14 protein-coding genes and 1 tRNA gene are annotated in these 22,276 nt (G+C 57.3%); 14 read left to right on the top strand and 1 reads right to left on the bottom strand.

Annotated elements, in window-relative coordinates:
• From eptB to dppF, 7 genes are all read left to right on the top strand, one after another.
• The coding region (gene eptB, locus P3C52_RS17090; RefSeq protein WP_275556136.1) for a kdo(2)-lipid A phosphoethanolamine 7''-transferase at positions 1–1,453 on the top strand (1,453 nt) is incomplete at its 5' end.
• Positions 1,454–1,559: 106 nt separating this feature from the next.
• Positions 1,560–1,636 (top strand) — tRNA-Pro (locus P3C52_RS17085).
• Positions 1,637–2,356: 720 nt separating this feature from the next.
• Positions 2,357–3,967 (top strand): dipeptide ABC transporter periplasmic-binding protein DppA, encoded by a 1,611-nt coding sequence (gene dppA, locus P3C52_RS17080; RefSeq protein WP_275556135.1) that lies wholly within the window; start codon positions 2,357–2,359, stop codon positions 3,965–3,967.
• 225 nt (positions 3,968–4,192) lie between these two features.
• Complete coding sequence (dppB, locus tag P3C52_RS17075; RefSeq protein WP_275556134.1) at positions 4,193–5,212, top strand: dipeptide ABC transporter permease DppB; 1,020 nt, start codon at positions 4,193–4,195, stop codon at positions 5,210–5,212.
• A 9-nt stretch (positions 5,213–5,221) separates the two neighbouring features.
• Positions 5,222–6,124: a dipeptide ABC transporter permease DppC gene (gene dppC, locus P3C52_RS17070; protein WP_275556133.1), complete on the top strand. Its 903-nt coding sequence runs from the start codon at positions 5,222–5,224 to the stop codon at positions 6,122–6,124.
• A 12-nt stretch (positions 6,125–6,136) separates the two neighbouring features.
• The gene (gene dppD, locus P3C52_RS17065) at positions 6,137–7,123 is read left to right on the top strand and encodes a dipeptide ABC transporter ATP-binding protein (RefSeq protein ID WP_275556132.1); all 987 of its coding nucleotides are present in this window, start codon (positions 6,137–6,139) and stop codon (positions 7,121–7,123) included.
• Positions 7,113–8,117 (top strand): dipeptide ABC transporter ATP-binding subunit DppF, encoded by a 1,005-nt coding sequence (gene dppF / locus P3C52_RS17060; protein ID WP_275556131.1) that lies wholly within the window; start codon positions 7,113–7,115, stop codon positions 8,115–8,117. The genes dppD and dppF overlap by 11 nt, the downstream gene beginning before the upstream one ends.
• Before the next feature lie 605 nt (positions 8,118–8,722).
• On the opposite strand, the gene P3C52_RS17055 is transcribed toward dppF, so the two are convergent.
• Positions 8,723–9,420, bottom strand: a protein-coding gene (locus P3C52_RS17055; protein ID WP_275556130.1) for an IS1 family transposase whose coding sequence is annotated in 2 segments (ribosomal slippage) — positions 8,723–9,171 and positions 9,171–9,420 — 699 coding nt in all. Because the reading frame shifts where the segments join, the coding sequence is not laid out codon by codon here.
• Between P3C52_RS17055 and bcsR the strand changes: the two genes are divergently transcribed.
• From bcsR to hmsP, 7 genes are all read left to right on the top strand, one after another.
• Complete coding sequence (gene bcsR / locus P3C52_RS17050; RefSeq protein WP_275556129.1) at positions 9,340–9,615, top strand: cellulose biosynthesis protein BcsR; 276 nt, start codon at positions 9,340–9,342, stop codon at positions 9,613–9,615. The two genes, P3C52_RS17055 and bcsR, sit on opposite strands and share 81 nt — an antisense overlap.
• Positions 9,603–10,334 (top strand): cellulose biosynthesis protein BcsQ, encoded by a 732-nt coding sequence (gene bcsQ / locus P3C52_RS17045; RefSeq protein WP_275556128.1) that lies wholly within the window; start codon positions 9,603–9,605, stop codon positions 10,332–10,334. Before bcsR ends, bcsQ begins: the two co-directional genes overlap by 13 nt.
• Complete coding sequence (gene bcsA / locus P3C52_RS17040) at positions 10,331–12,937, top strand: UDP-forming cellulose synthase catalytic subunit (protein ID WP_275556127.1); 2,607 nt, start codon at positions 10,331–10,333, stop codon at positions 12,935–12,937. The genes bcsQ and bcsA overlap by 4 nt, the downstream gene beginning before the upstream one ends.
• A 19-nt stretch (positions 12,938–12,956) precedes the next feature.
• Entirely contained in the window at positions 12,957–15,317 is a 2,361-nt protein-coding gene (gene bcsB, locus P3C52_RS17035; RefSeq protein ID WP_275556126.1) for a cellulose biosynthesis cyclic di-GMP-binding regulatory protein BcsB, read from the top strand.
• On the top strand, positions 15,317–16,423 hold the full coding sequence (bcsZ, locus tag P3C52_RS17030) for a cellulose synthase complex periplasmic endoglucanase BcsZ (RefSeq protein WP_275556125.1): 1,107 nt from the start codon (positions 15,317–15,319) through the stop codon (positions 16,421–16,423). Before bcsB ends, bcsZ begins: the two co-directional genes overlap by 1 nt.
• Entirely contained in the window at positions 16,405–19,899 is a 3,495-nt protein-coding gene (gene bcsC / locus P3C52_RS17025; protein ID WP_275556124.1) for a cellulose synthase complex outer membrane protein BcsC, read from the top strand. The genes bcsZ and bcsC overlap by 19 nt, the downstream gene beginning before the upstream one ends.
• A gap of 128 nt (positions 19,900–20,027) precedes the next feature.
• Positions 20,028–22,046, top strand: a complete 2,019-nt coding sequence (gene hmsP, locus P3C52_RS17020) for a biofilm formation regulator HmsP (protein WP_275556123.1) — start codon at positions 20,028–20,030, stop codon at positions 22,044–22,046.
• Positions 22,047–22,276: the final 230 nt, after the last annotated feature.

The following is a 22,276-nucleotide window of genomic DNA, read 5'->3' as shown; positions in this document are numbered from 1 at the left end:
GCTGGTGCTGATATCGGTGGCCGCCGCCTACTATATGGCTTTCTTTAACGTGGTGATCGGCTACGGCATTGTGGCTTCGGTGATGACCACCGATACCGATCTCTCTAAAGAGGTGGTGGGCTACCGCTTTATCCTGTGGATGGTAGTGGTCAGCACGCTGCCGCTGCTGATGATTTGGCGTAACCGTCTGCGTCTGACATTAATCGAACAGCTGAAAACTCCAGGTCAGCGCCTGAAACCGATAGGGATTATGCTGCTGGCGGTTGCGCTGGTCTGGCTGCCGATCCGCTATTTCGACAAGCTGCAAAAAACCAACGAAGAAGTGACCAATATCGATCTGCCAAGCTATGGCGGCGTAGTGGCGCACTCTTATCTGCCGTCCAACTGGCTGGCCGCGCTGGGCCTGTTCGCCTGGACGCGCATTGATGAAACCGTTGACGGCCAGGAACTGCTCGATCCGGCGAAGAAATTCACTTACGTGGCGCCGCCGGGCATTGATGATACCTACGTGGTGTTTGTGATTGGCGAAACCACCCGCTGGGATCATATGGGGCTGCTGGGTTACGAGCGCGATACCACACCGAAGCTCTCGCATGAGAAAAACCTGGTCGCTTTTCGCGGCGAATCCTGTGATACCGCAACCAAACTTTCGCTGCGCTGCATGTTTGTTCGCGAAGGCGGCACCGAAGATAACCCTGGCCGCACGCTGAAAGAAGATAACATCTTTTCCGTTCTGAAATCGTTGGGCTTCAGTTCTGAGCTGTTCGCTATGCAGAGCGAGGTCTGGTTTTACGATAATACCCATGCTGATAATTTCGCCTTCCGCGAGCAGATTGGCTCGGAGCCGCGTAACCAGGGCAAGGCGGTAGACGATATGCTGCTGATCCCGGAACTGAAGGCCTCGCTTGACCGACATCCAAAGGGCAAGCATCTGGTGGTTTTGCATACTAAAGGCTCACACTATCTCTATTCCCAGCGCTATCCGCGTAGCTATGCGCGTTACACGCCGGAATGTATGGGCGTGGATGACGAGTGCAGTAAAGATCAGCTGATCAACGCGTTTGATAACTCAGTGCTGTATACCGATACTGTGCTGGACAGCGTTTATGACCAGCTGCGCGATAAGAAAGCGATTGTGTTTTACGCCTCCGATCACGGCGAATCCATTAGCGACAATATGCACTTCCACGGTACGCCGCGTGAAATGGCGCCACCGGAGCAGTTCCGCGTGCCGATGATTGTCTGGGCCTCCGATAAATATTTGGCGGACTCGCATAATAAAGAGGCGTTTGAGCGCTTACAGGCCCAGCAGCGCATCGGGAAAACCCATCGTCACGTTGAGTTTTTCGATACCATTCTGGGTTGCCTGGGATATACCTCGCCGGACGGTGGTATAAAGGCGGCCAACAACTGGTGCCAGGCGCCGGAAGCGAAAGTCGCCGGCAAAAGCTGACGGAGAGGCGCGTGCCGCCTGAGTGAATGCTTTTCATGCAGTTGACCCGTGCGACGTGAAAAAGTCATTGACGCACGGCGGCGACCTCAGTAAGATGCGCCCCCATCGGCGAGTAGCGCAGCCTGGTAGCGCAACACGTTCGGGACGTGTGGGTCGGAGGTTCAAATCCTCTCTCGCCGACCAAATCCCAAGCCCCAGTCAGTAATGACTGGGGTTTTTACGTTTTAGCACGCCAGATTTTCATGCTTTTCGTCTTATCCCGCATGCTTTTTGCTGCTCAGACATTACTTACGGTTATGACCTGCTCGCCAGACATATCTTCTTCTTTTATCCCACTCGCCTGCACCAACGTTGTTAATCGTTATTATTTGCAATCTCAGTGAGATAGAGCGCGCCGTCGCTGGCTTTGCTGCTTATTTTGTAGCGCATCACTCTGGTGACCGATTGTGGTGCGCCGATGATTTCTTATTCTCTTAATGCAGCATTTTTAGCTAGCTCTCAGCCTGAACAGCTATCAAATCGTTCAGTTATGCAGCGTTCGACGATAAATTTTAAACGTTTTTTTGCGGTTGAACCTGCTGGGCGGTTGCTTTTTCACCCGTTAATTATCGGGTTATTTAGCAATGTAACCAATTATTCCGCTGGTTTTGTTAGTGGAAGGTTTTTTTTATGTTTGCTTGCTGTTTCTCACACTCTGTGTAAATACCTCATATCCGTATTGACCTTCTTTCATTCTGTTGACAAATTGATGTTTCACTGGAGTAAGGGAAGCGGATTCTTCTGATAGCTTTCACGTCGTCAGAATGAGCCGCCTCCTCTTAACTTACAGCCCGCACCGGTCGCACAAAAAAAACACAGGCCGGGCACACGCGCACAACACACATCACACATTGGAGCATAAGCATGAGTATTTCCTTGGCTAAATCAGGGGTGCTAAAGGTCGGCCTGAGCCTGATTGCAATGACCGTTGCCGTCAGCGTTCAGGCGAAGACCCTGGTTTATTGTTCAGAAGGCTCACCGGAAGGCTTTAACCCACAGCTGTTTACCTCCGGCACGACCTACGATGCCAGCTCCCGCCAGGTTTATAACCGTCTGGTGGAGTTCACAATCGGTACCACCGAACTGCATCCTGGCCTGGCCGAAAAATGGGACGTCAGCGCCGATGGCAAAACCTATACTTTCCATCTGCGTAAAGGCGTGAAGTGGCACACCACTAAAGATTTCAAACCGACGCGCGATTTTAACGCCGACGACGTGGTCTTTACCTTTGAGCGCCAGCTCGATAAGAACAACAAATATCACGGGGTTTCCGGCGGAAACTACGAATACTTTGAAGGCATGGATATGCCCAACCTGATCAGCAAAATCGAGAAGGTTGACGACTACACCGTGCGCTTTACGCTGACCCGCCAGGAAGCGCCGTTCCTTGCCGACTTAGGCATGGATTTCGCTTCTATTCTCTCCGCGGAATATGCTGACAAGATGCTGCAGGCGGGCACGCCGGAAAAAGTAGACCTGAACCCGGTCGGCACCGGCCCGTTCCAGCTGCTGCAATACCAAAAAGACTCGCGCATCCTGTATAAAGCCAATGCTGATTACTGGGGCACCAAGCCGAAAATCGATCGTTTAGTCTTCTCCATCACGCCGGATGCCTCGGTGCGCTACGCCAAACTGCAAAAAGGCGAGTGCCAGGTAATGCCTTATCCGAACCCGGCGGACATTGCCCGCATGAAGCAGGATAAAAACATCAACCTGATGGAGCAGCCTGGCCTGAACGTTGGCTATCTCTCATTCAACGTTGAGAAAAAGCCGCTGGATAACCTGAAGGTACGTCAGGCGCTGACCATGGCCGTGAATAAAAAGGCGATTATCGACGCCGTTTATCAGGGCGCCGGTCAGTCTGCGAAAAACCTGATCCCGCCGACCATGTGGGGCTATAACGATGAAGTGCAGGATTATCCTTACGATCCGGCCAAAGCTAAAGAACTGCTGAAAGAAGCGGGCATGGCTGACGGCTTCGCTATCGATCTGTGGGCAATGCCAGTTCAGCGTCCTTACAACCCGAACGCCCGCCGCATGGCGGAGATGATTCAGGCTGACTGGGCAAAAATCGGCGTGAAAGCCAAAATCGTGACCTACGAGTGGGGCGAATATCTGAAGCGCGCCAAAGATGGCGAACATCAGACGGTGATGATGGGCTGGACCGGCGACAATGGGGATCCAGATAACTTCTTCGCTACGCTGTTCAGCTGTGCGGCAGCCAAAGATGGCTCCAACTATTCGCGCTGGTGCGACAAATCTTTTGAAGATTTAATCCAGCCTGCGCGCGCCACGGACGACCACCAAAAACGCATTCAGCTTTACAAGCAGGCTCAGGTGGTAATGCACGATCAGGCGCCCGCGCTGATCATCGCGCACTCCACGGTCTATGAGCCGGTAAGTAAAAAAGTATCTAACTACGTGGTCGATCCGCTGGGCGGGCACTACTTCGTTAACGTCGATATCGCTGAATAATCAACGGGGCCGGTAACGTCTGGCCCGATTAATCACGTCACTGTCGCTGCCGGTAAGTTTTACCAGTAGCGACAGCCCGACGGCGTTGTCTGCGGCTGAAACAGCTTTTACCCGAACGAAAAATGGCGAAGGCGCAAATCTTTGCGTCGCGTCTGGCTTCACGCCAGCGCAGGATGTGAGCAAAACCTGCCCTTAGCGGCGGGATAAAAATAGAGAAACCGGATTATGTTGCAGTTCATATTCCGACGTTTGGGTCTGGTGATCCCAACGTTTATCGGTATTACCCTATTAACGTTCGCTTTTGTCCATCTGATCCCTGGCGATCCGGTGCTGATCATGGCGGGCGAGCGCGGGATCTCCCCGGAGCGTCACGCACAGCTTATGGCCCAGCTTGGGCTGGATCAGCCGCTGTGGAAACAATATTTCTCCTATATCAACGGCGTCCTGCATGGCGACCTTGGCATCTCCCTGAAAAGCCGCACGCCGGTGTGGGATGAGTTTGTGCCGCGTTTTAAAGCGACGCTGGAGCTGGGCATCTGCGCCATGCTGTTTGCCGTGATCGTTGGTATTCCGGTCGGCGTACTGGCGGCGGTAAAACGCGGCTCCATCTTCGACCATACCGCGGTTGGCATCTCCCTGACCGGCTACTCAATGCCGATTTTCTGGTGGGGCATCATGCTGATCATGCTGGTCTCGGTACAGCTGAACCTGACGCCGGTTTCCGGGCGGCTGGGTGACGCGGTGTTCCTCGACGATACGCAGCCGCTGACCGGCTTCGTGCTGATCGATACGCTGATCTGGGGCGAGCCGGGCGATTTCAAAGATGCCGTGATGCATATGATTCTGCCCGCTATTGTGCTGGGCACCATTCCGCTGGCGGTGATTGTACGTATGACGCGTTCATCAATGCTGGAAGTGCTGGGTGAGGACTATATCCGCACCGCGCGCGCGAAAGGGTTGACGCGTATGCGCGTCATCATCGTTCATGCGCTGCGCAACGCCATGCTGCCGGTAGTGACGGTGATTGGTCTGCAGATCGGTACGCTGCTGGCCGGCGCGATTCTGACCGAAACCATCTTCTCCTGGCCTGGCCTGGGCCGCTGGCTGATTGAAGCCTTACAGCGCCGCGACTATCCGGTGGTGCAGGGCGGCGTACTGATGGTCGCCACGCTGATCATTCTGGTTAACCTGCTGGTTGATCTGCTTTACGGCGTGGTTAACCCGCGCATTCGACATAAAAAATAAGGGGGCGCTATGTCTGTTGTTGATCCGGGCAGCGTCAGCGCTGCACCCAAGCCCATGACGCCGTTTCAGGAGTTCTGGCACTACTTTAAACGTAATAAAGGCGCAGTCGTCGGTCTGGGCTATATCGTCATTATGGTGACGGTGGCGATTTTTGCTGGCCTGCTGGCGCCGCACGGCCCGGCGGAGCAGTTCCGTGACGCGCTGCTGCGTCCGCCTGTCTGGCAGGATGGCGGTAGCTGGCAATATATTCTCGGCACCGATGACGTGGGCCGCGACGTGCTGTCGCGTCTGATGTATGGCGCGCGCCTGTCGCTGCTGGTCGGCTGTCTGGTGGTGTTGCTGTCGCTGATTCTCGGCGTCATTTTCGGCCTGCTGGCGGGTTACGTCGGCGGCGCGGTCGATGCCGCTATTATGCGTCTGGTCGATATTATGCTGGCGCTGCCGAGTCTGCTGCTGGCCCTGGTGCTGGTTGCGATATTCGGCCCTTCCATCGTCAATGCGTCGCTGGCGCTGACTTTCGTGGCGTTGCCGCACTATATCCGTCTGACGCGCGCGGCGGTGCTGGTCGAGGTGAATCGCGATTACGTCACCGCGTCCAACGTGGCGGGCGCGGGTGCGGTGCGTCAGATGTTCGTCAATATTCTGCCTAACTGTCTGGCGCCGTTGATCGTGCAGGCATCGCTGGGCTTCTCCAACGCGATCCTCGATATGGCCGCGCTGGGCTTTCTCGGAATGGGCGCGCAGCCGCCAACGCCGGAGTGGGGCACCATGCTCTCCGACGTATTGCAGTATGCGCAAAGTGCCTGGTGGGTGGTCACGTTCCCTGGACTGGTGATCCTGCTGACCGTTCTGGCATTTAACCTGATGGGCGATGGTTTGCGTGATGCGCTCGACCCGAAACTCAAGCAGTAAAGAGGCACCGAGATGGCGTTATTAAATATAGAAAAACTGTCGGTGCATTTCGGCGATGAAAAAGCACCGTTCCGTGCGGTTGACCGCATCAGTTACCAGGTAGAACAGGGGCAGGTTGTCGGCATCGTCGGCGAATCCGGCTCCGGCAAATCGGTCAGTTCGCTGGCGATTATGGGCCTGATTGATTATCCAGGCCGCGTAATGGCGGACAAGCTGGAGTTTAACCAGCGCGATCTGAAGCGTATCTCTGAGAAAGAGCGGCGTCAGCTGGTCGGCTCGGAAGTGGCGATGATTTTCCAGGATCCGATGACCAGCCTGAATCCGTGCTACACCGTCGGCTATCAGATTATGGAAGCGATTAAAGTTCACCAGGGCGGCAACCGCCGCACCCGGCGGCAGCGCGCTATCGATCTGCTGAATCAGGTGGGCATTCCCGATCCTGAATCGCGGCTGGATGTTTATCCGCACCAGCTTTCCGGTGGTATGAGCCAGCGCGTGATGATTGCTATGGCGATCGCCTGCCGTCCGCGCCTGTTGATTGCCGATGAGCCGACCACTGCGCTCGACGTGACCATTCAGGCGCAGATTATTGAGCTGCTGCTGGAGCTGCAAAAGCAGGAGAACATGGCGCTGATCCTGATTACGCACGATCTGGCGCTGGTGGCGGAAGCGGCGCAACACATCATTGTGATGTACGCCGGACAGGTGGTGGAGACCGGCAAGGCGAGCGACATTTTTAAAGCGCCGCGCCATCCTTATACCCAGGCGCTGCTGCGCGCGCTGCCGGAATTTGCGGCGGATAAAGCGCGGCTGGCCTCGCTGCCGGGCGTGGTGCCGGGTAAATACGATCGACCGACGGGCTGCCTGCTTAATCCGCGCTGCCCCTACGCCACCGACCATTGCCGTGTGGAAGAACCTGAACTCCGTGATATTCCGGGGCGTCAGTCCAAGTGTCACTATCCGCTGGATGATGCCGGGAGACCAACCTATGCGTCCTGAAACTCAAGAGCAGCAATATCTGCTGCAGGCTATCGATCTGAAAAAGCATTACCCGGTGCGGAAAGGGCTGTTCGGCCAGCCGCGACTGGTGAAGGCGCTGGACGGCGTCTCGTTTAACCTGGAGCGAGGAAAAACGCTGGCAGTGGTAGGCGAGTCGGGCTGTGGCAAATCCACGCTGGGCCGCCTGCTGACAATGATTGAAACGCCGACCGAAGGGCAGCTGTTCTGGCATGGCCAGGATTTGCTGAAACACGATCCGCAGGCGCAAAAGCTGCGTCGGCAGAAAATCCAGATTGTGTTTCAAAACCCCTACGGCTCGCTCAATCCGCGTAAAAAAGTGAGCCAGATTCTGGAAGAGCCGCTGCTGATCAACACCACGCTCAGCAAGGCGGAGCGCCGGGAAAAAACGCTGGAGATGATGGCGAAGGTTGGGTTGAAAACCGAACATTACGATCGCTATCCGCATATGTTTTCCGGCGGCCAGCGCCAGCGTATCGCTATCGCGCGTGGCCTGATGCTCGATCCAGACGTGCTGATCGCCGATGAGCCGGTTTCGGCGCTTGACGTGTCGGTGCGCGCTCAGGTATTGAACCTGATGATGGATTTGCAGCAGGATATGGGCCTTTCCTACGTCTTTATCTCGCACGATCTGTCGGTGGTAGAGCATATCGCTGATGAAGTGATGGTGATGTATCTGGGCCGCTGCGTGGAGAAGGGCAGTAAAGAGGCGATTTTCTCCAACCCGCGCCATCCTTATACGCAGGCGCTGCTTTCGGCGACGCCGCGCCTGAACCCGGACGATCGACGCGAGCGCATCAAGCTGACAGGCGAACTGCCCAGCCCGCTTAGTCCGCCGCCCGGCTGCGCCTTTAACGCGCGCTGCCGCCGCCGCTTCGGTACCTGTGTTCAGCTACAGCCGCAGCTGAAACAGTATGGCGAGCAGCAGATCGCCTGCTTCGCCGTTGACCAGGATGAGCAACAGAAAGTCAGTTAATACAACCATGAGCGGAGGACTTAACGCCTCCGCTCAATCAATAAAGAAAAATACTCTACAAATCAGGCGCTGTTATGGGCTTTAATTTACCGGTGCTAATCCCCTAATAACCGGCCATTAAATAATGTAATTCTCGTGTCTCACAGTATATCTCTTCGTGGCTTAAGCTTTTTTATCCCTGACGATATAGTCAATAATATTTCTTTATTATCGCCTGGCTATGTTTTGCAATAAAAACATTTTATCAATACGTGACGAGCTTCTGAATTGCATATTCCCCTTGCGGCCTGGTTGATGCCTGATTAATAAAAAGTTATTTTTCTGTTTGATTAATTCGCATTCCCCGATCGTTATTCTGTGCTTTTAAAAATTAGCGAGCATCCCAACAATTATCTTCATTATTATTAATTCAATTTATACGGCTGCGTCACAATTTGCTTCGCTTTGCACTTTTTTATTAAGCTGTTATGCAGAAAATCAACAATTATCCTAACGGGAGAAGAAAGAGCTTAAAGCTTTTTCTTTTAGTATAATTAATTTTCTATACATAACAGCCAATATACTTGCCGCATTTGCGGCATCGCTGTTATGGTAATGACTCCAACTTACTGATAGTGTTTTATGTTCAGATAATGCCCGATGACCTTGTCATGCAGCTCCACCGATTTTGAGAACGACAGTGACTTCCGTCCCAGCCTTGCCAGATGTTGTCTCAGATTCAGGTTATGTCGCTCAATGCGCTGAGTGTAACGCTTGCTGATAACGTGCAGCTTTCCCTTCAGGTGTGATTCGTACAGCGGCCAGCCATCCGTCATCCATACCACGACCTCAAAGGCCGACAGCAGGCTCAGAAGACGCTCCAGTGTGGCCAGAGTGCGTTCCCCGAAGACGTGCGCCACACCCGTCCTCCGTATCCTGTCATACGCGTAAAACAGCCAGCGCTGACGTGATTTAGCACCGACGTAGCCCCACTGTTCGTCCATTTCAGCGCAGACAATCACATCACTGCCCGGTTGTATGCGCGAGGTTACCGACTGCGGCCTGAGTTTTTTAAGTGACGTAAAACCGTGTTGAGGCCAACGCCCATAATGCGTGCACTGGCGCGACATCCGACGCCATTCATGGCCATATCAATGATTTTCTGGTGCGTACCGGGCTGAGAGGCGGTGTAAGTGAACTGTAGTTGCCATGTTTTACGGCAATGAGAGCAGAGATAGCGCTGATGTCCGGCAGTGCTTTTGCCGTTACGCACCACGCCTTCAGTAGCGGAGCAGGAAGGACATCTGATGGAAATGGAAGCCACGCAAGCACCTTAAAATCACCATCATACACTAAATCAGTAAGTTGGCAGCATTACCAGCTTGCTGAAGCCTTTTCTTTTTCTGCATTTCGCTATGTCGATATTGCTCGTGAAGAAAGGCTGGCGGCTATTCTGGCGCGCTGGCCATTGCTGAATGAATTATCTGTAGAGCAAAAGGAAAAGGCATGCCGGTCTTAGCGTTACAGGGCGTGCGGGGCGGCACGGGAACCACCTCGGTTACGGCGGCTTTGGCATGGGCTTTACAGCAGTTAGGAGAATCGACGATTGTTATCGACTGGTCGCCGAGCAATCAGCTACGCCTGCACTTTAATACGCCGCACAATGAAGGGCGCGGCTGGATGCGCGCGACGCTGGACGGCGACGATCCGCAGCATGTCGCGCTACGTTACCCGGACGGCCCCGATTTTATTCCTTTTGGTCAGCTCGACGGCGCCGAGCGGGCGCGTTTTTATCGCGATCCGGCGTCGTTCACTGCCGCCTGGCTGCCCAGGCTTGCCGGATTGAAAACACAGTACCGCTGGGTGTTGCTCGATCTGCCCGGCGGCGAACAGCCCTGGCTGCAACCGATTTACGCCGAGGCCGATCGGGTTATTCAGCTGCTGGTGGCCGACGGCAACTGTCATCTGCGGCTGCATCAGCCTTCCGCCGATTTCACGCCGCTCTATCTGCTTAACCTGTTTAATGCCAACAGCAAGGTACAGCAGGATTTACATCAGCTCTGGCTCAGCTCGCTGCGCAATCTGATTCCGCTGATGATCCATCGCGACGAGGCGATGTTCGAAGCGCTACTCAACAAACAGCCGCTGGGCGAGTATCGTCCGCTGGCGCTGGCCAGCGAAGAGATCACCACGCTGGCGAACTGGCTGATTATGAATATTCGCGAGGCGAGCGCATGAACCCGTTACGCTGGCTGATTGCGGCGCCCGCCTGGCAGGCATTGAGCGCGCGCTATGACGGCTATCGTCAGGCGGGCGCTTCCACGCTGGCGGCGGGCATCCATTGCTTCTGGCTGGTGCTGGGCTGGTCGCTGTTGCGTTTTGAATCCGCAGGCTGGCAGCGCATTATTGCGCAGCGCCGTACGCTTTATCCGCATATTTCGCCGGAACATCCGCGCCCGCTGGACATTATCCGTTTCCTTTCCCAAAGCCTGTGGCTGCTGCTGTTTCTGCCGCAGGATGGCAGCACCGTCAGTCAGCGTAAACGGTTTAACGCCTTTCATTCGCTGTTTGGCTGGCGTCAGCGGCTCTATGGCTGGCTGGATCGGTTGCCACAGCGCATTCAGCACGGCGACCGGCTGGAGCAGCGCGTGCGCCGCCTGCCGCCGACGCTACGTAAGCTGCTGTTTATCGGCTGCAGTATCGCCGCCGCGCTGCTGGCGCTGCTCTGTATTTCTCAGCCGCTGGATATGTTCACACAGTTTATTTTTGTGGTGATGCTCTGGGGACTGGCGATGATCGTGCGTCGCGTGCCGGGCAGGCTGGCGACCATGATGCTGATTGTGCTGTCGCTGACCGTCTCCTGCCGCTATCTCTGGTGGCGTTACACCTCGACGCTGAACTGGGACGATCCGCTGAGCCTCACTTTCGGCCTGCTGCTGATTGCGGCGGAAACCTACGCCTGGGTGGTACTGGTGCTGGGCTATTTCCAGACGCTGTGGCCGCTGCATCGTCAGCCGGTTTCGTTACCGGAAGATGTGAACCAGTGGCCTACGGTAGATTTGTTAGTACCCACTTACAATGAGCCGATGAGTGTGGTGAAACCGACCATTTACGCCGCGCTGGGTATCGACTGGCCGAAAGAGAAGCTCAATATTTATATTCTCGATGATGGCAACCGTCAGGAGTTCCGTGATTTCGCCGCCAGCGTTGGCGTTAAATATGTGGCGCGGCCGACCCATGAACATGCCAAAGCGGGCAATATCAACAATGCGCTGCGTACCGAATGCCAAAGCGAATTTGTCTCCATTTTCGATTGCGACCACGTGCCGACGCGCTCTTTCCTGCAGATGACGCTGGGCTGGTTTGTGAAAGATCCGAAGCTGGCAATGCTGCAAACGCCGCATCACTTCTTTTCGCCCGATCCCTTTGAGCGCAACCTGGGCCGTTTCCGCCGCACGCCGAACGAGGGCACGCTGTTTTACGGTCTGGTGCAGGATGGCAACGATACCTGGGACGCCACCTTCTTCTGCGGCTCCTGTGCGGTGCTGCGCCGCAGCGCGCTGGATGAGATCGGTGGCATCGCCGTTGAAACCGTGACCGAAGATGCGCATACGTCGCTGCGTCTGCACCGGCGCGGCCATACCTCCGCCTATATTCGCATACCGCAGGCGGTAGGGCTGGCAACGGAAAGCCTGTCGGCGCATATCGGCCAGCGTATTCGCTGGGCGCGCGGCATGGTGCAGATTTTCCGCCTCGATAACCCGCTGATGGGGCGCGGCCTGAAGCTGGTGCAGCGCTTATGCTATGCCAACGCCATGCTGCACTTTCTTTCTGGCATTCCGCGGCTGATCTTCCTGCTGGCGCCGCTCGCCTTTCTGTTAACCCATGCCTACATCATATTCGCGCCTGCGCTGGCGATTGCGATTTATGTGCTGCCGCACATGCTGCATACCAGCCTGACCAACTCGCGTATCCAGGGGCGCTATCGCCACTCGTTCTGGAGCGAAGTCTATGAAACGGTGCTGGCCTGGTACATCGCCCGACCTACCACGGTGGCGCTGTTTAATCCGCATAAAGGCAAGTTTAACGTGACGGCGAAAGGCGGCCTGGTGGAGGAGCAGCATCTCGACTGGGTGATCACCAAGCCCTATATGTTCCTGGTGCTGCTCAATCTGGCGGGCGTCTTTATGGCGGGCTGGCGTATCGCCTATGGTCCGCAGAACGAGGTGCTGACGGTGTTGGTCAGCCTGCTGTGGGTGTTCTACAACATGATTATCCTGGGCGGCGCGGTAGCGGTGTCGGTTGAGGCGCGCCAGATTCGCGAAGCGCATCGCGTCGAGATGGCGATGCCCGCCGCGATTGCGCGCCAGGATGGCCATATGCTGCCCTGCACGTTGCGCGACTATTCCGACGGCGGCGTCGGCGTCGAGCTGCGCGAGGCTGATGCGTTAAAAGATGGCGAGGATATTTATCTGCTGCTGCGGCGCGGTCAGCAGGAGTTCAGCTTCCCGGCGAAAGTGCAGCGCGTCTTTGGCCGACGCGCCGGTATTCGCCTGAACAACCTCACCACCGAAGAACATATTGAATTTATTCAGTGTACCTTTGCCCGTGCCGATACCTGGGCGCTGTGGCAGGACGGTTTCCCGGAAGATAAACCGGTTCAGAGCCTGGCCGACATCATGATCCTGGGCTTTAAAGGCTATATCCGCCTGGCGGAATATGGGCCAGTGCGGGTACGCCGAATGTTCTTAATGCTGACGACCTTCCTTTCGTGGCTGGCGTCGTTTTTTCCCAAAAGCGTGGGAAGCGCAGCGGCAGGCGTTGCCGCTGCAAAACAATGACTTAACTGATGATGCGACAATGACGAGAAAAATAAGCTGGATTACCGCAATGCTGATGGGGCTGCTGCCGCTAGCCCATGCCGCACCTGAATCGACGTCCGCCGCACAGCCGCCGGGTATCGCCCAGCCGGCAGAAGCCGCGGCAGGCGCTGACGCCGCCGCGCCTGCCGGTACGCAACCCGCCGTTGCTGGTGAGGTGGAAGCTGCCGCATCAGCCAATACGCCGCCCGCCGCGCCGGTACGCAGCAGCGAACTGCTGTTCAGCAACGTCGCGCCCGCGCCGGGAAGCTTTAAGCTGCAGGGTACGCGCCCGGACGGACAGATTGAGTTCGGCGTGCGCAGCGACGAGCTGGTCACCCAGGCGGTACTGCACCTGAGCTATCGTCCATCGCCCGCGCTGTTGCCGACGATGTCGCATCTCAAAGTCTATTTGAACGAGGAGCTGGCAGGGCTGGTCACCATAACGCCGGAACAGCTGGGCAAAGAGAATCAGGCCACGGTGAATATCGATCCGCGGTTTATTACCGATTTCAACCGCGTACGTTTCGAGCTGGTCGGCCATTACACCAACATCTGCGAAAACCCGGCCAACAGCAGCATCTGGGTCGATATTGGCAAAGAGAGTAAGCTGGATTTAACGCTGCAAAAGCTGCCGCTGAAAAACGACCTTTCCGACTTCCCGGAACCGTTCTTCGATAGCCGCGATAATCGTCCGCTGCAGCTGCCGATGGTCTTTGCCAGCTCGCCGGATTTGGGCGAACAGCACGCGGCGGCGCTGCTCGCCTCCTGGTTTGGCGTACAGGCGCAGTGGCGCGGGCAGTCATTCCCGGTGCTGTATAACCAGCTGCCGCAACAGCAGCACGCGGTGGTATTCGCCACTAACGATCGCCGTCCCGCTTTCCTGCAGGATTATCCGCCGGTAGATAAGCCGACGGTAGAAATCATCAGTCAGCCGGATAACCCTTATCAGAAAATGTTGCTGGTGCTGGGACGCAACGATGCGGATTTGCTGACGGCGGTGAAAGGCATTGCGCAGGGCGATGTGCTGTTGCGCGGCCAGTCTTCCACCATTGAGCAGGTGAAACAGCTGATGGCGCGTCAGCCTTACGACGCGCCGAACTGGGTGCGTACCGACCGCGAGACCAAATTCTCCGAGCTGCAACAGTATGAAAACCAGCTGCAGGCGGACGGCGTCCAGCCTTATCCGATCAGCCTGACGCTGAACCTGCCGCCGGATCTCTATCTGGTGCGCGCGCGCGGCATCAAAATGGACCTTGCCTACCGCTACACGTCGCCGCTGCAAAACGACGGTTCGCGCCTGGCGGTCAATCTGAATAACCAGTTTATGCAGGATTATCCGCTGCAGGTGAAAAGCGAAAGCGGCAAACAGCTGCTGCATATTCCGCTGGTGCAGGGATTACAGGATACCAGCGCCTCGCTGACCATTCCGGCGCTGCGCCTTGGCGTGGTTAACCAGCTGCGTTTCGACTTTGATTACTCCACCACCATTATCGGCGGTACCAGCCAGGATCGCTGTGAAACGGTGACGCCGGTGACCAATCATGTGGTGATTGACGGCAACTCCACCATCGATTTCTCCGGCTATCGTCACTACATGGAAATGCCCTCGCTGCGTGCGTTCGCCAATGCCGGTTTCCCGTTCAGTCGGCTGGCCGATCTGGCGCAAACGCTGGTGCTGGTTAACACCCGTCCGCAGCCCGATCAGGTGAGCGCGCTGCTGAATGCGCTGGGCAATATTGGCGCGCAAACCGGCTACCCGGCGCTCAACGTGCAGATCACCGATGACTGGACAAAAGCCAAATCGGCGGATGCCGATCTGTTAATGATCGGTCGTATTCCTGCCGATCTGCGCGAAGACAGCCGCATCAACCTGCTGGTAGAGCGGGCGAAAAGCTGGGTGAATAAGCCGGTGCGTCAGCCGGTGCTGGATAATGTCGATACGCCGCCTGGTGACCGCACGGCGGCCAGCCAGACCACCATTATTTCCGATGGCCCAATGGCGGCGATTATCGGCTTCCAGTCGCCGTTTCATGAACAGCGCAGTGTGGTGGCGCTGCTGGCGGACAGCCCGCACGCTTATCAGCTGCTTAATAACGCGCTGCTCGACACCGGCAAGCGCGCCGCGATCTACGGCTCTGCCGCCATTATTCGTGAATCGGGCGTGAACAGCCTGCGCGTCGGCGATCGCTACTTTGTCGGCCATCTGCCCTGGTGGGAACGCCTGTGGCATGGACTGGCAACCCATCCGGTGCTGATGGCGCTGTTTGCGGTCATCGTGGTGGTGCTGGTGGCGCTGATGGTCTGGCGGCTGATGCGGCTGGTGACGCGTCGTCGTCTCGGCAATGAGGATGACGAGTAATGATGCGGCGGCTGGGAATATTACTGCTGATGTTACTGGTCGCTGGGCGCGTCGGCGCGCAATGCGTTGACTGGCCAGACTGGGAACACTTTAAGCAAGACTACATCAGCGAAGAGGGGCGGGTGATCGATCCTTATGAAGGGAAAAATATTACCACCTCCGAAGGGCAGAGCTACGGGCTGTTCTTCGCGCTGGTAGCGAACGATCGACCCATGTTTGATCGGCTGCTGGGCTGGACGGAGAACAACCTGGCCGCCGGAGATTTGACGCAGCGCCTGCCCGCCTGGCTGTGGGGCAAAGAGGAAAAAAGCGGCAAGTGGCAGGTGCTGGATGAGAATTCCGCGTCCGATGCCGATCTCTGGATCGGCTGGACGCTGCTGGAGGCGAGCCGTTTATGGCAGAGCCGCAGCTACCAGGTAACCGGCACGCTGCTGTTGAACCGGGTTGCGAAAGAGGAAGTGGCTAATCTGAAAGGCTTCGGCCTGATGCTGCTGCCGGGTAAAACCGGCTTTAGCCAGCCCGACAGCTGGATGGTTAATCCCAGCTATTTGCCGTTGCAGTTGTTGACCCGCGTCAGCCAGCTTAAAGGGCCGTGGCCGGAAATTAACCGCAACGCGCTGCGCCTGCTGCAGGATACCGCGCCGAAAGGCTTCGCGCCGGACTGGTCTATTTGGCAGAACGGCAGCTGGCGTCCCGATAAAACCAAAGGGCCGACAGGCGGCTACGATGCGATTCGCGTCTATCTCTGGGCCGGTATGCTTAGCGATGAGGATCCGCGTAAAGCGACGCTGTTGGCGCACTTTGCCCCGATGGCGCGTCTGACGGAAGAGTCCGGCAATCCGCCGGAGCGGGTCAATATCGAAACCGGTCAGATGACTAACCACGGCAACGTCGGCTTTTCCGCCGCGCTGCTGCCGTTCCTGCAAGGCTCTTATGCGCTGACCGCACAGCAGCAGCGCGTAGAGCAGGAGCCGCCCGGCAGCGACGCCTATTACAGCAGCGTGCTGAATCTGTTTGGCAGCGGCTGGAACGATAACCGCTACCGCTTTACTGCCCAGGGCGACCTGTTACCGGCATGGGATTCTCAATGCGTAACTTCAGATTAAGCTGCCTGAGCCTTGTGCTGCCGGGCATGATCGGCCTTGGTAGCTTGCCCGCGCTGGCCGCTACGGAAAATGCGCGCGAAGTGGCGCCGGTTGAGTGGCTGCTGGAGCAGGTGCGCACCGGCGAAGCGACCAACAAATACGACCTAGTCGCGCAGGCGCTTTACCGGCTGGAAAAAATCGATCCCGATAACCCGGACGTTATCGCGGCGCGTCTGCGACTGGCGCTGCATCAGGGCGATCAGGCGAAGGCGCAGCAGTATATGGCGCAGTTAAAAAAGGTGGCGCCAGAATCACGTGCGACGCGTGAATCGCAGGCCAGCATGTTGTTGATTAGCCAGGAAGGGCGTCAGCAGTTACAGCAGGCGCGTCTGCTGGCGACCTCCGGCCATCTGCCGGAGGCGCGCGCCGCCTGGGATAAGCTGTTTAATGGCACCTTTCCTTCCGTGGATATTGCGCTGGAATACTGGAGCCTGGTGGCGCGCATTGAAGGCCAGCAGCCGGAAGCGCTGGCTAACCTGCAGGCGCTGGATCGGCGCTATCCGGGCAATATCGGCGTGCGTATGCAGCTGGCGCGGCTGCAGTTCCAGAATGACAACGCCGCGCAGGCGACCAACGAGCTGAAAACGCTGGCGGATAATCCGGCCGGACGCGATCAGGCCGCCGAACTCTGGCTCAGCCGTATTCAGGCGCAGCCGGTCAGCAATCAGACCGTGGCGCAGCTGCAAGAATATCTTCAGACGTTTACCAGCGGCGATGCGCGCAGCAATGGCGAGCAGGAGCTGGCGCGTCAGCAGAAAATGCTGGCCGATCCCGCTTTCCAGCAGCGTTCTCGTGGGCTGGCGCTGGTGGATAACGGCGCGGGCGCGGAGGCGATCCCGACGCTGGCGTCGGCGCTGAAACTCAATCCCGGCGATGCCGATCTGCTGGGTGCCATGGGACAGGCGCAGGCGCGCGCCAATCATCGCGCCGCGGCGGCTGATTACTTTGAACAGGCGATCAAGGCCGGACAGCAAAGCACCAATATCGGCATGTGGCAGAGCCTGTTGCAAACTAACCGTTACTGGCTGGCGATCGAAAATGGTGATAACGCGCTGGCGAAAGGCGATATTGCCGCCGCTGAGCAGCAATATCAGCAGGCGCGCACGCTGGATAACAGTGACAGCTATGCCTTAATCGGGCTGGGCGACGTGGCGCTGGCGCGTAAAAACACGGCGGAAGCGGAGCAATTGTTCCGCCAGGCGTGGCGGATGGATGCCACCAATACCACGGCGGTCAGACGGCTGGCGGGCCTGTATCAGCAACAGTCGCCGCAGAAAGCGATCGCCTTTATCAACGGGTTGAGCGGCGAGCAACAGCGTGTACTCGGCAGTACGCTGAACAGCTTGCGCAGCGATGTGCTGCGCGCCGAGGCGGATACGCTGGCGCAACAGGGAAGCTGGGCGCAGGCGGCGGAAAAGTATCGCGAGGCGCAGCAGAACGCGCCGGACGATATCTGGCTCAACTATCGATTAGCCGGTGCGCTGCGTAATGCGGGAGATCCACAGCAGGCTGACAGCCTGATGACGGCGATGGCGCGCCGTCAGCCGACCGATCCGACGCAGGTTTATGCTTACAGTCTTTACCTCTCCGGCAGCGATCGCGCCGATGAGGCGCTGCGTCAGTTGAACAGCCTGCCGCAGGCTCGCTGGGACCAAAACATGCGCGAGCTGGCCGAACGGCTGCAGCAGGATAAAGTTTACGCCGCAGCGGATGCGCAGCGGCTGGCGGGTAATAACAGCGCGGCGATTGCGCTGTTAAATCAACAGCCCGTGTCGCCGCGCCGCGATATTACGCTGGCTGACTGGGCGCTGGCGGACGGCTATCCGCAACAAGCGCTGGACGGTTACCGGCGCGTGCTGGCGCAGGATGCGAATAATCAGGACGCGGCGCTGGGGCAGATTGAAGCGCTGGTGGCGTTGAATCGTAAGACGGAGGCGCGCGATGCGCTGAACGCACTGCCCGCTGGCGCCGCAGAAGCAAGCCTTAACACCGGGCGCCGTCTGGCGAACGCCTGGCAGAGCGTTGACGATAGCGCGCACGCCCGTCAGCTTTATCAGCAGCTGAAGCCGCGCGCCCAACAGGAAGCGCCATCACAGGGCAGCGCGCTGGTATTCCGTGATGCGGCCCGGCTGGAGGCGCAGCAGCAGCCCGATCTGGCGCTGACGGATTATCGCCGGGCGATGGTCGCCAGCGGTATCACTTCCGCCCAGCCGAGCGATAACGCTACCTTTACCCGCCTGATGCGTAATAATCCGGCCGATGACTGGCTGAAACGCGGTATCCGCAGCGACGCCGCCGAGCTTTATCAGCGTCAGGACACTACCTTGATGCTGGAGCAGGATTACTCACGTAATAAAGGCACCGGCGGCATCTCCGATTTCACTGCGCATACCACCATGCTGCAGCTGAATACGCCACTCGCCAGCGGTAAAAGCTTTGTGCGCGTCGATCGCGTCGAGGTGTCGGCAGGCACCTTTGCCACTGAAAACGGCAGCCATACCGAAGTATTTGGCACCTGTGCCGATAACGGCAACGACGGCTGTAGCCGCGATCTGAAACAGCGCGCGGAAGGGGTCGCCGTTGGGGCGGGCTGGCAAAACGATCGCTGGTCGGCGGATATTGGCACCTCGCCGATGGGCTTTGAGGTAGTGAACTGGGTAGGCGGCGTCAGCTGGAACACCGATGTCAAAGATGTCGGCCTGACCTTTACCGCCTCGCGTCGTCCCATTTCCAGTTCGTTGCTGGCCTGGGCGGGCGCGCGCGATCCCAGCCCGCAGGGCGGACGCAGCTGGGGCGGCGTGGTCGCTACCGGCGGCTCCGTCGGGCTGAGTTACGATCGGGGCGGAGCGCATGGCGTCTGGGCCGATCTTAGCGCGCATCAGATTACCGGCAAAAACGTCGCCGATAACAGCCGCGAACGTCTGATGGCAGGCTATTATTACAAGTTAATAAATGAGGATAACCGGCGCGCCACCATTGGCTTAAACAGCATGCTGTGGCACTACCAAAAAGACCTCAGCGATTACGCCTTCGGGCAGGGCGGCTATTACAGTCCGCAGCAATACTTTTCGCTGGCGGTGCCGCTGGCCTATCGCCAGCGTACTGAAAACTGGTCATTTGATGTGGGCGGCTCGCTCTCCTGGTCGCGCTCAAAAACCCGTTCGCAGCAGCGCTATCCGGTCTATCCTGGTTTTGAGACGACAGCAAACCCTTCTTCAGAAGGGAGTTCCGGCAGCGGCTTCGGCTATACGCTGCGCGCAGCGGTGGAACGCCGGTTAACGGCGCACTGGACGCTGGGACTGGCGGTGGATATTCAACAGGCGAAAGATTACACGCCGAGCCACGGCCTGATTTATGCGCGCTATTCGCTGGCGGGCTGGGAAGGCGATCTCGATCTGCCGCCGCAGCCGTTAACGCCTTACGCTGATTTTAAATAGCCCCTGCCTGGAAAAACCTTAAACAGTTTCCTGCCGTCACTATCTTTACTTAAAAAACAGCAACCATGAGATATACTCCTGGTTGCTTTTATCGTTATTGCCCGCTTTCCAGGGCCTGGAGAATAGCTTTGCGCGTTAGTCGGTCACTTACGATCAAGCAGATGGCAACGGTTTCTGGCGTTGCGGTAGTGACTATCTGTATTTTTATCGTTATTCAGCTTTTCCATTTTGTGCAGCAGCGCAGGATAGATTATGCCCAGCAGATGGAAAACGTCGCGCATACGGTGCGTCAGCCGCTCTCTGAAGCGGTGCTGCGCGCCGATATTCCGCAGGCCGAACGCATTCTCAACTCATTAAAACCCGCCGGGATTCTTTCCCGCGCCGACGTGGTTTTGCCCAACGCTTTTCAGGCGCTGCATACCGATTTTGAAAATGAACGGGCGGTGCCGCGCCTGATTGCGCGGCTGTTTGAGCTACCGGTACAGATTACCGTGCCGCTCTATTCGGCCGAAAGCGCCGCCTCGCCGAAGCCGCTGGCCTACCTGGTGCTACAGGCCGATTCCTGGCGCGTTTACCAGTTTATCCTCAGCACCATGTCCACCATGCTGACTACTTATCTGCTGCTGGCGCTGATCCTCTCGGTCGCCATTAGCTGGTGTATTAATCGGCTGGTGATCCATCCGCTGCGTGATATGGCACGTGAGCTGCACGATCTGCCGCCACAGGATATTCTGACCCATAAGCTGTCCCTGCCGAAGCTGCATCAGGATGATGAAATCGGCATGTTAATCCGCAGCTATAACCGTAATCAGCAGGTGCTGGAGTCGGTGCATGACGAGATGAGCCGCCTGACCACGCACTATAAGCTGACCGATTTGCCCAATCGCACGCTGTTTCTGGCGCTGCTGGAGCAGCATCTGAAGGCCGCCGTCTATAGCGGGCCGTTTACCGTGATGATCGTGCGCGTGGAAACGCTGCTGGAAGCCAACGGCGTACTGACGGAAGAGCAGCGCGATACGTTGACCTTAACGCTGCTGGAGAAAATCCGCGCCACGATTGAAGATCGCACCGTGCTGGCTCAGCTGGGCGTTAGTGATTTCGCGCTGCTGGTGAAAACGGCGAAAAATCCATTTCGCGCCTATCGCCTGGCGCGTAATCTGATGAATCGCCTTAATCAGCCGGTCAGCCTGCAACAGGTGCAGTTGCGCCCGACGCTGAGTATCGGCATTGCTCAACGCGACGCCAGCAACCTGACCGCGCCGGAACTGCTGGGCCGGGCGATTTCCGCCATGATGTCCGCCCGTCACCAGGGCAAAAACCAGATTCTGTTTTTCGATCCGCTGCTGACCGAGCGCGCGCAGCGGCGGCTGACGCAGGAACACGATATTTTGCAGGGGCTGGAGCAGGAGCAGTTTGCGCTCTTTTTGCAGCCGCAGATTAATATGGCGACCGGCGAACTGGTAGGGGCCGAAGCGCTGCTGCGTATGCGCCAGCCTGACGGCAGTTACAACCTGCCGGAGGAGCTGATTACCAGCGCGGAAGAGATCGGCGTGATCGGCGCGTTAGGACGCTGGGCGCTGGAGGAGGCGTGCCGGGTGCTGGCCGCCTGGCAAAAACGCGGCATTGAATTGCCGCTAAACGTAAATATTTCCGCCGTACAGCTACGCGAGCCGGGCACCGTCTGGCATCTGCAGGAATTGCTGGAGCGGCATCGCATCCGCCCCGGCAGCCTGGTGCTGGAGCTGACGGAAACCGCCCAGATTGGCGATCCGGCCCAGGCGAAAATGCTGCTTGGCGGGCTGCAGGAAGCGGGCGTGGCGGTAGCGCTGGATGATTTCGGTACCGGCTATGCCAATCTCAGCTATCTCCATCAGTTCCGATCGTTACCGATCAGCAAGCTGAAGATGGATCGCAGCTTTGTCTCTGCGCTGCCCGATGACGACACCATGGTCAGAATTGTGGCGGCCATTTCCGAGATTACCGATTTGGACGTGGTGGCTGAAGGGGTGGAAACCGTGTCGCAGCGCGACTGGCTGTTGGCGCGCGGTATTACTATCGGCCAGGGCTATCTGTTTGACGGCCCGCTTTCGCTGAGCGATTTTGAAAAGTGGCTGGCGACGCTGCCGCGCACTCTGCCTGTCGAATAATTTTCTTAACCCGGAAATCGCCTTCCGGGTTCTTCCCCCATCAGCTGGCGCTTCCCTGCCAGCCGTTTAACCAGTATTTAATTCTGAATATTTGGTTATGGTTCTTTCTGCTGAAGCGTTTCAGTTCATAAATCCTGATTATGACCAGTTCGGCTGGTAACAGATTATATCAATCTTGTTAATGCGGTGTTATTTTTTCGCCCTGTTCCCTGATGATAAAAACCGCTAAA

It is taken from the genome of Mixta sp. Marseille-Q2659, from assembly GCF_940807255.1.
Taxonomy (GTDB): domain Bacteria; phylum Pseudomonadota; class Gammaproteobacteria; order Enterobacterales; family Enterobacteriaceae; genus Mixta.
The sequence above is the reverse complement of the archived record's forward strand: the minus strand, read 5'-3'. Positions and strand labels throughout refer to the sequence as shown.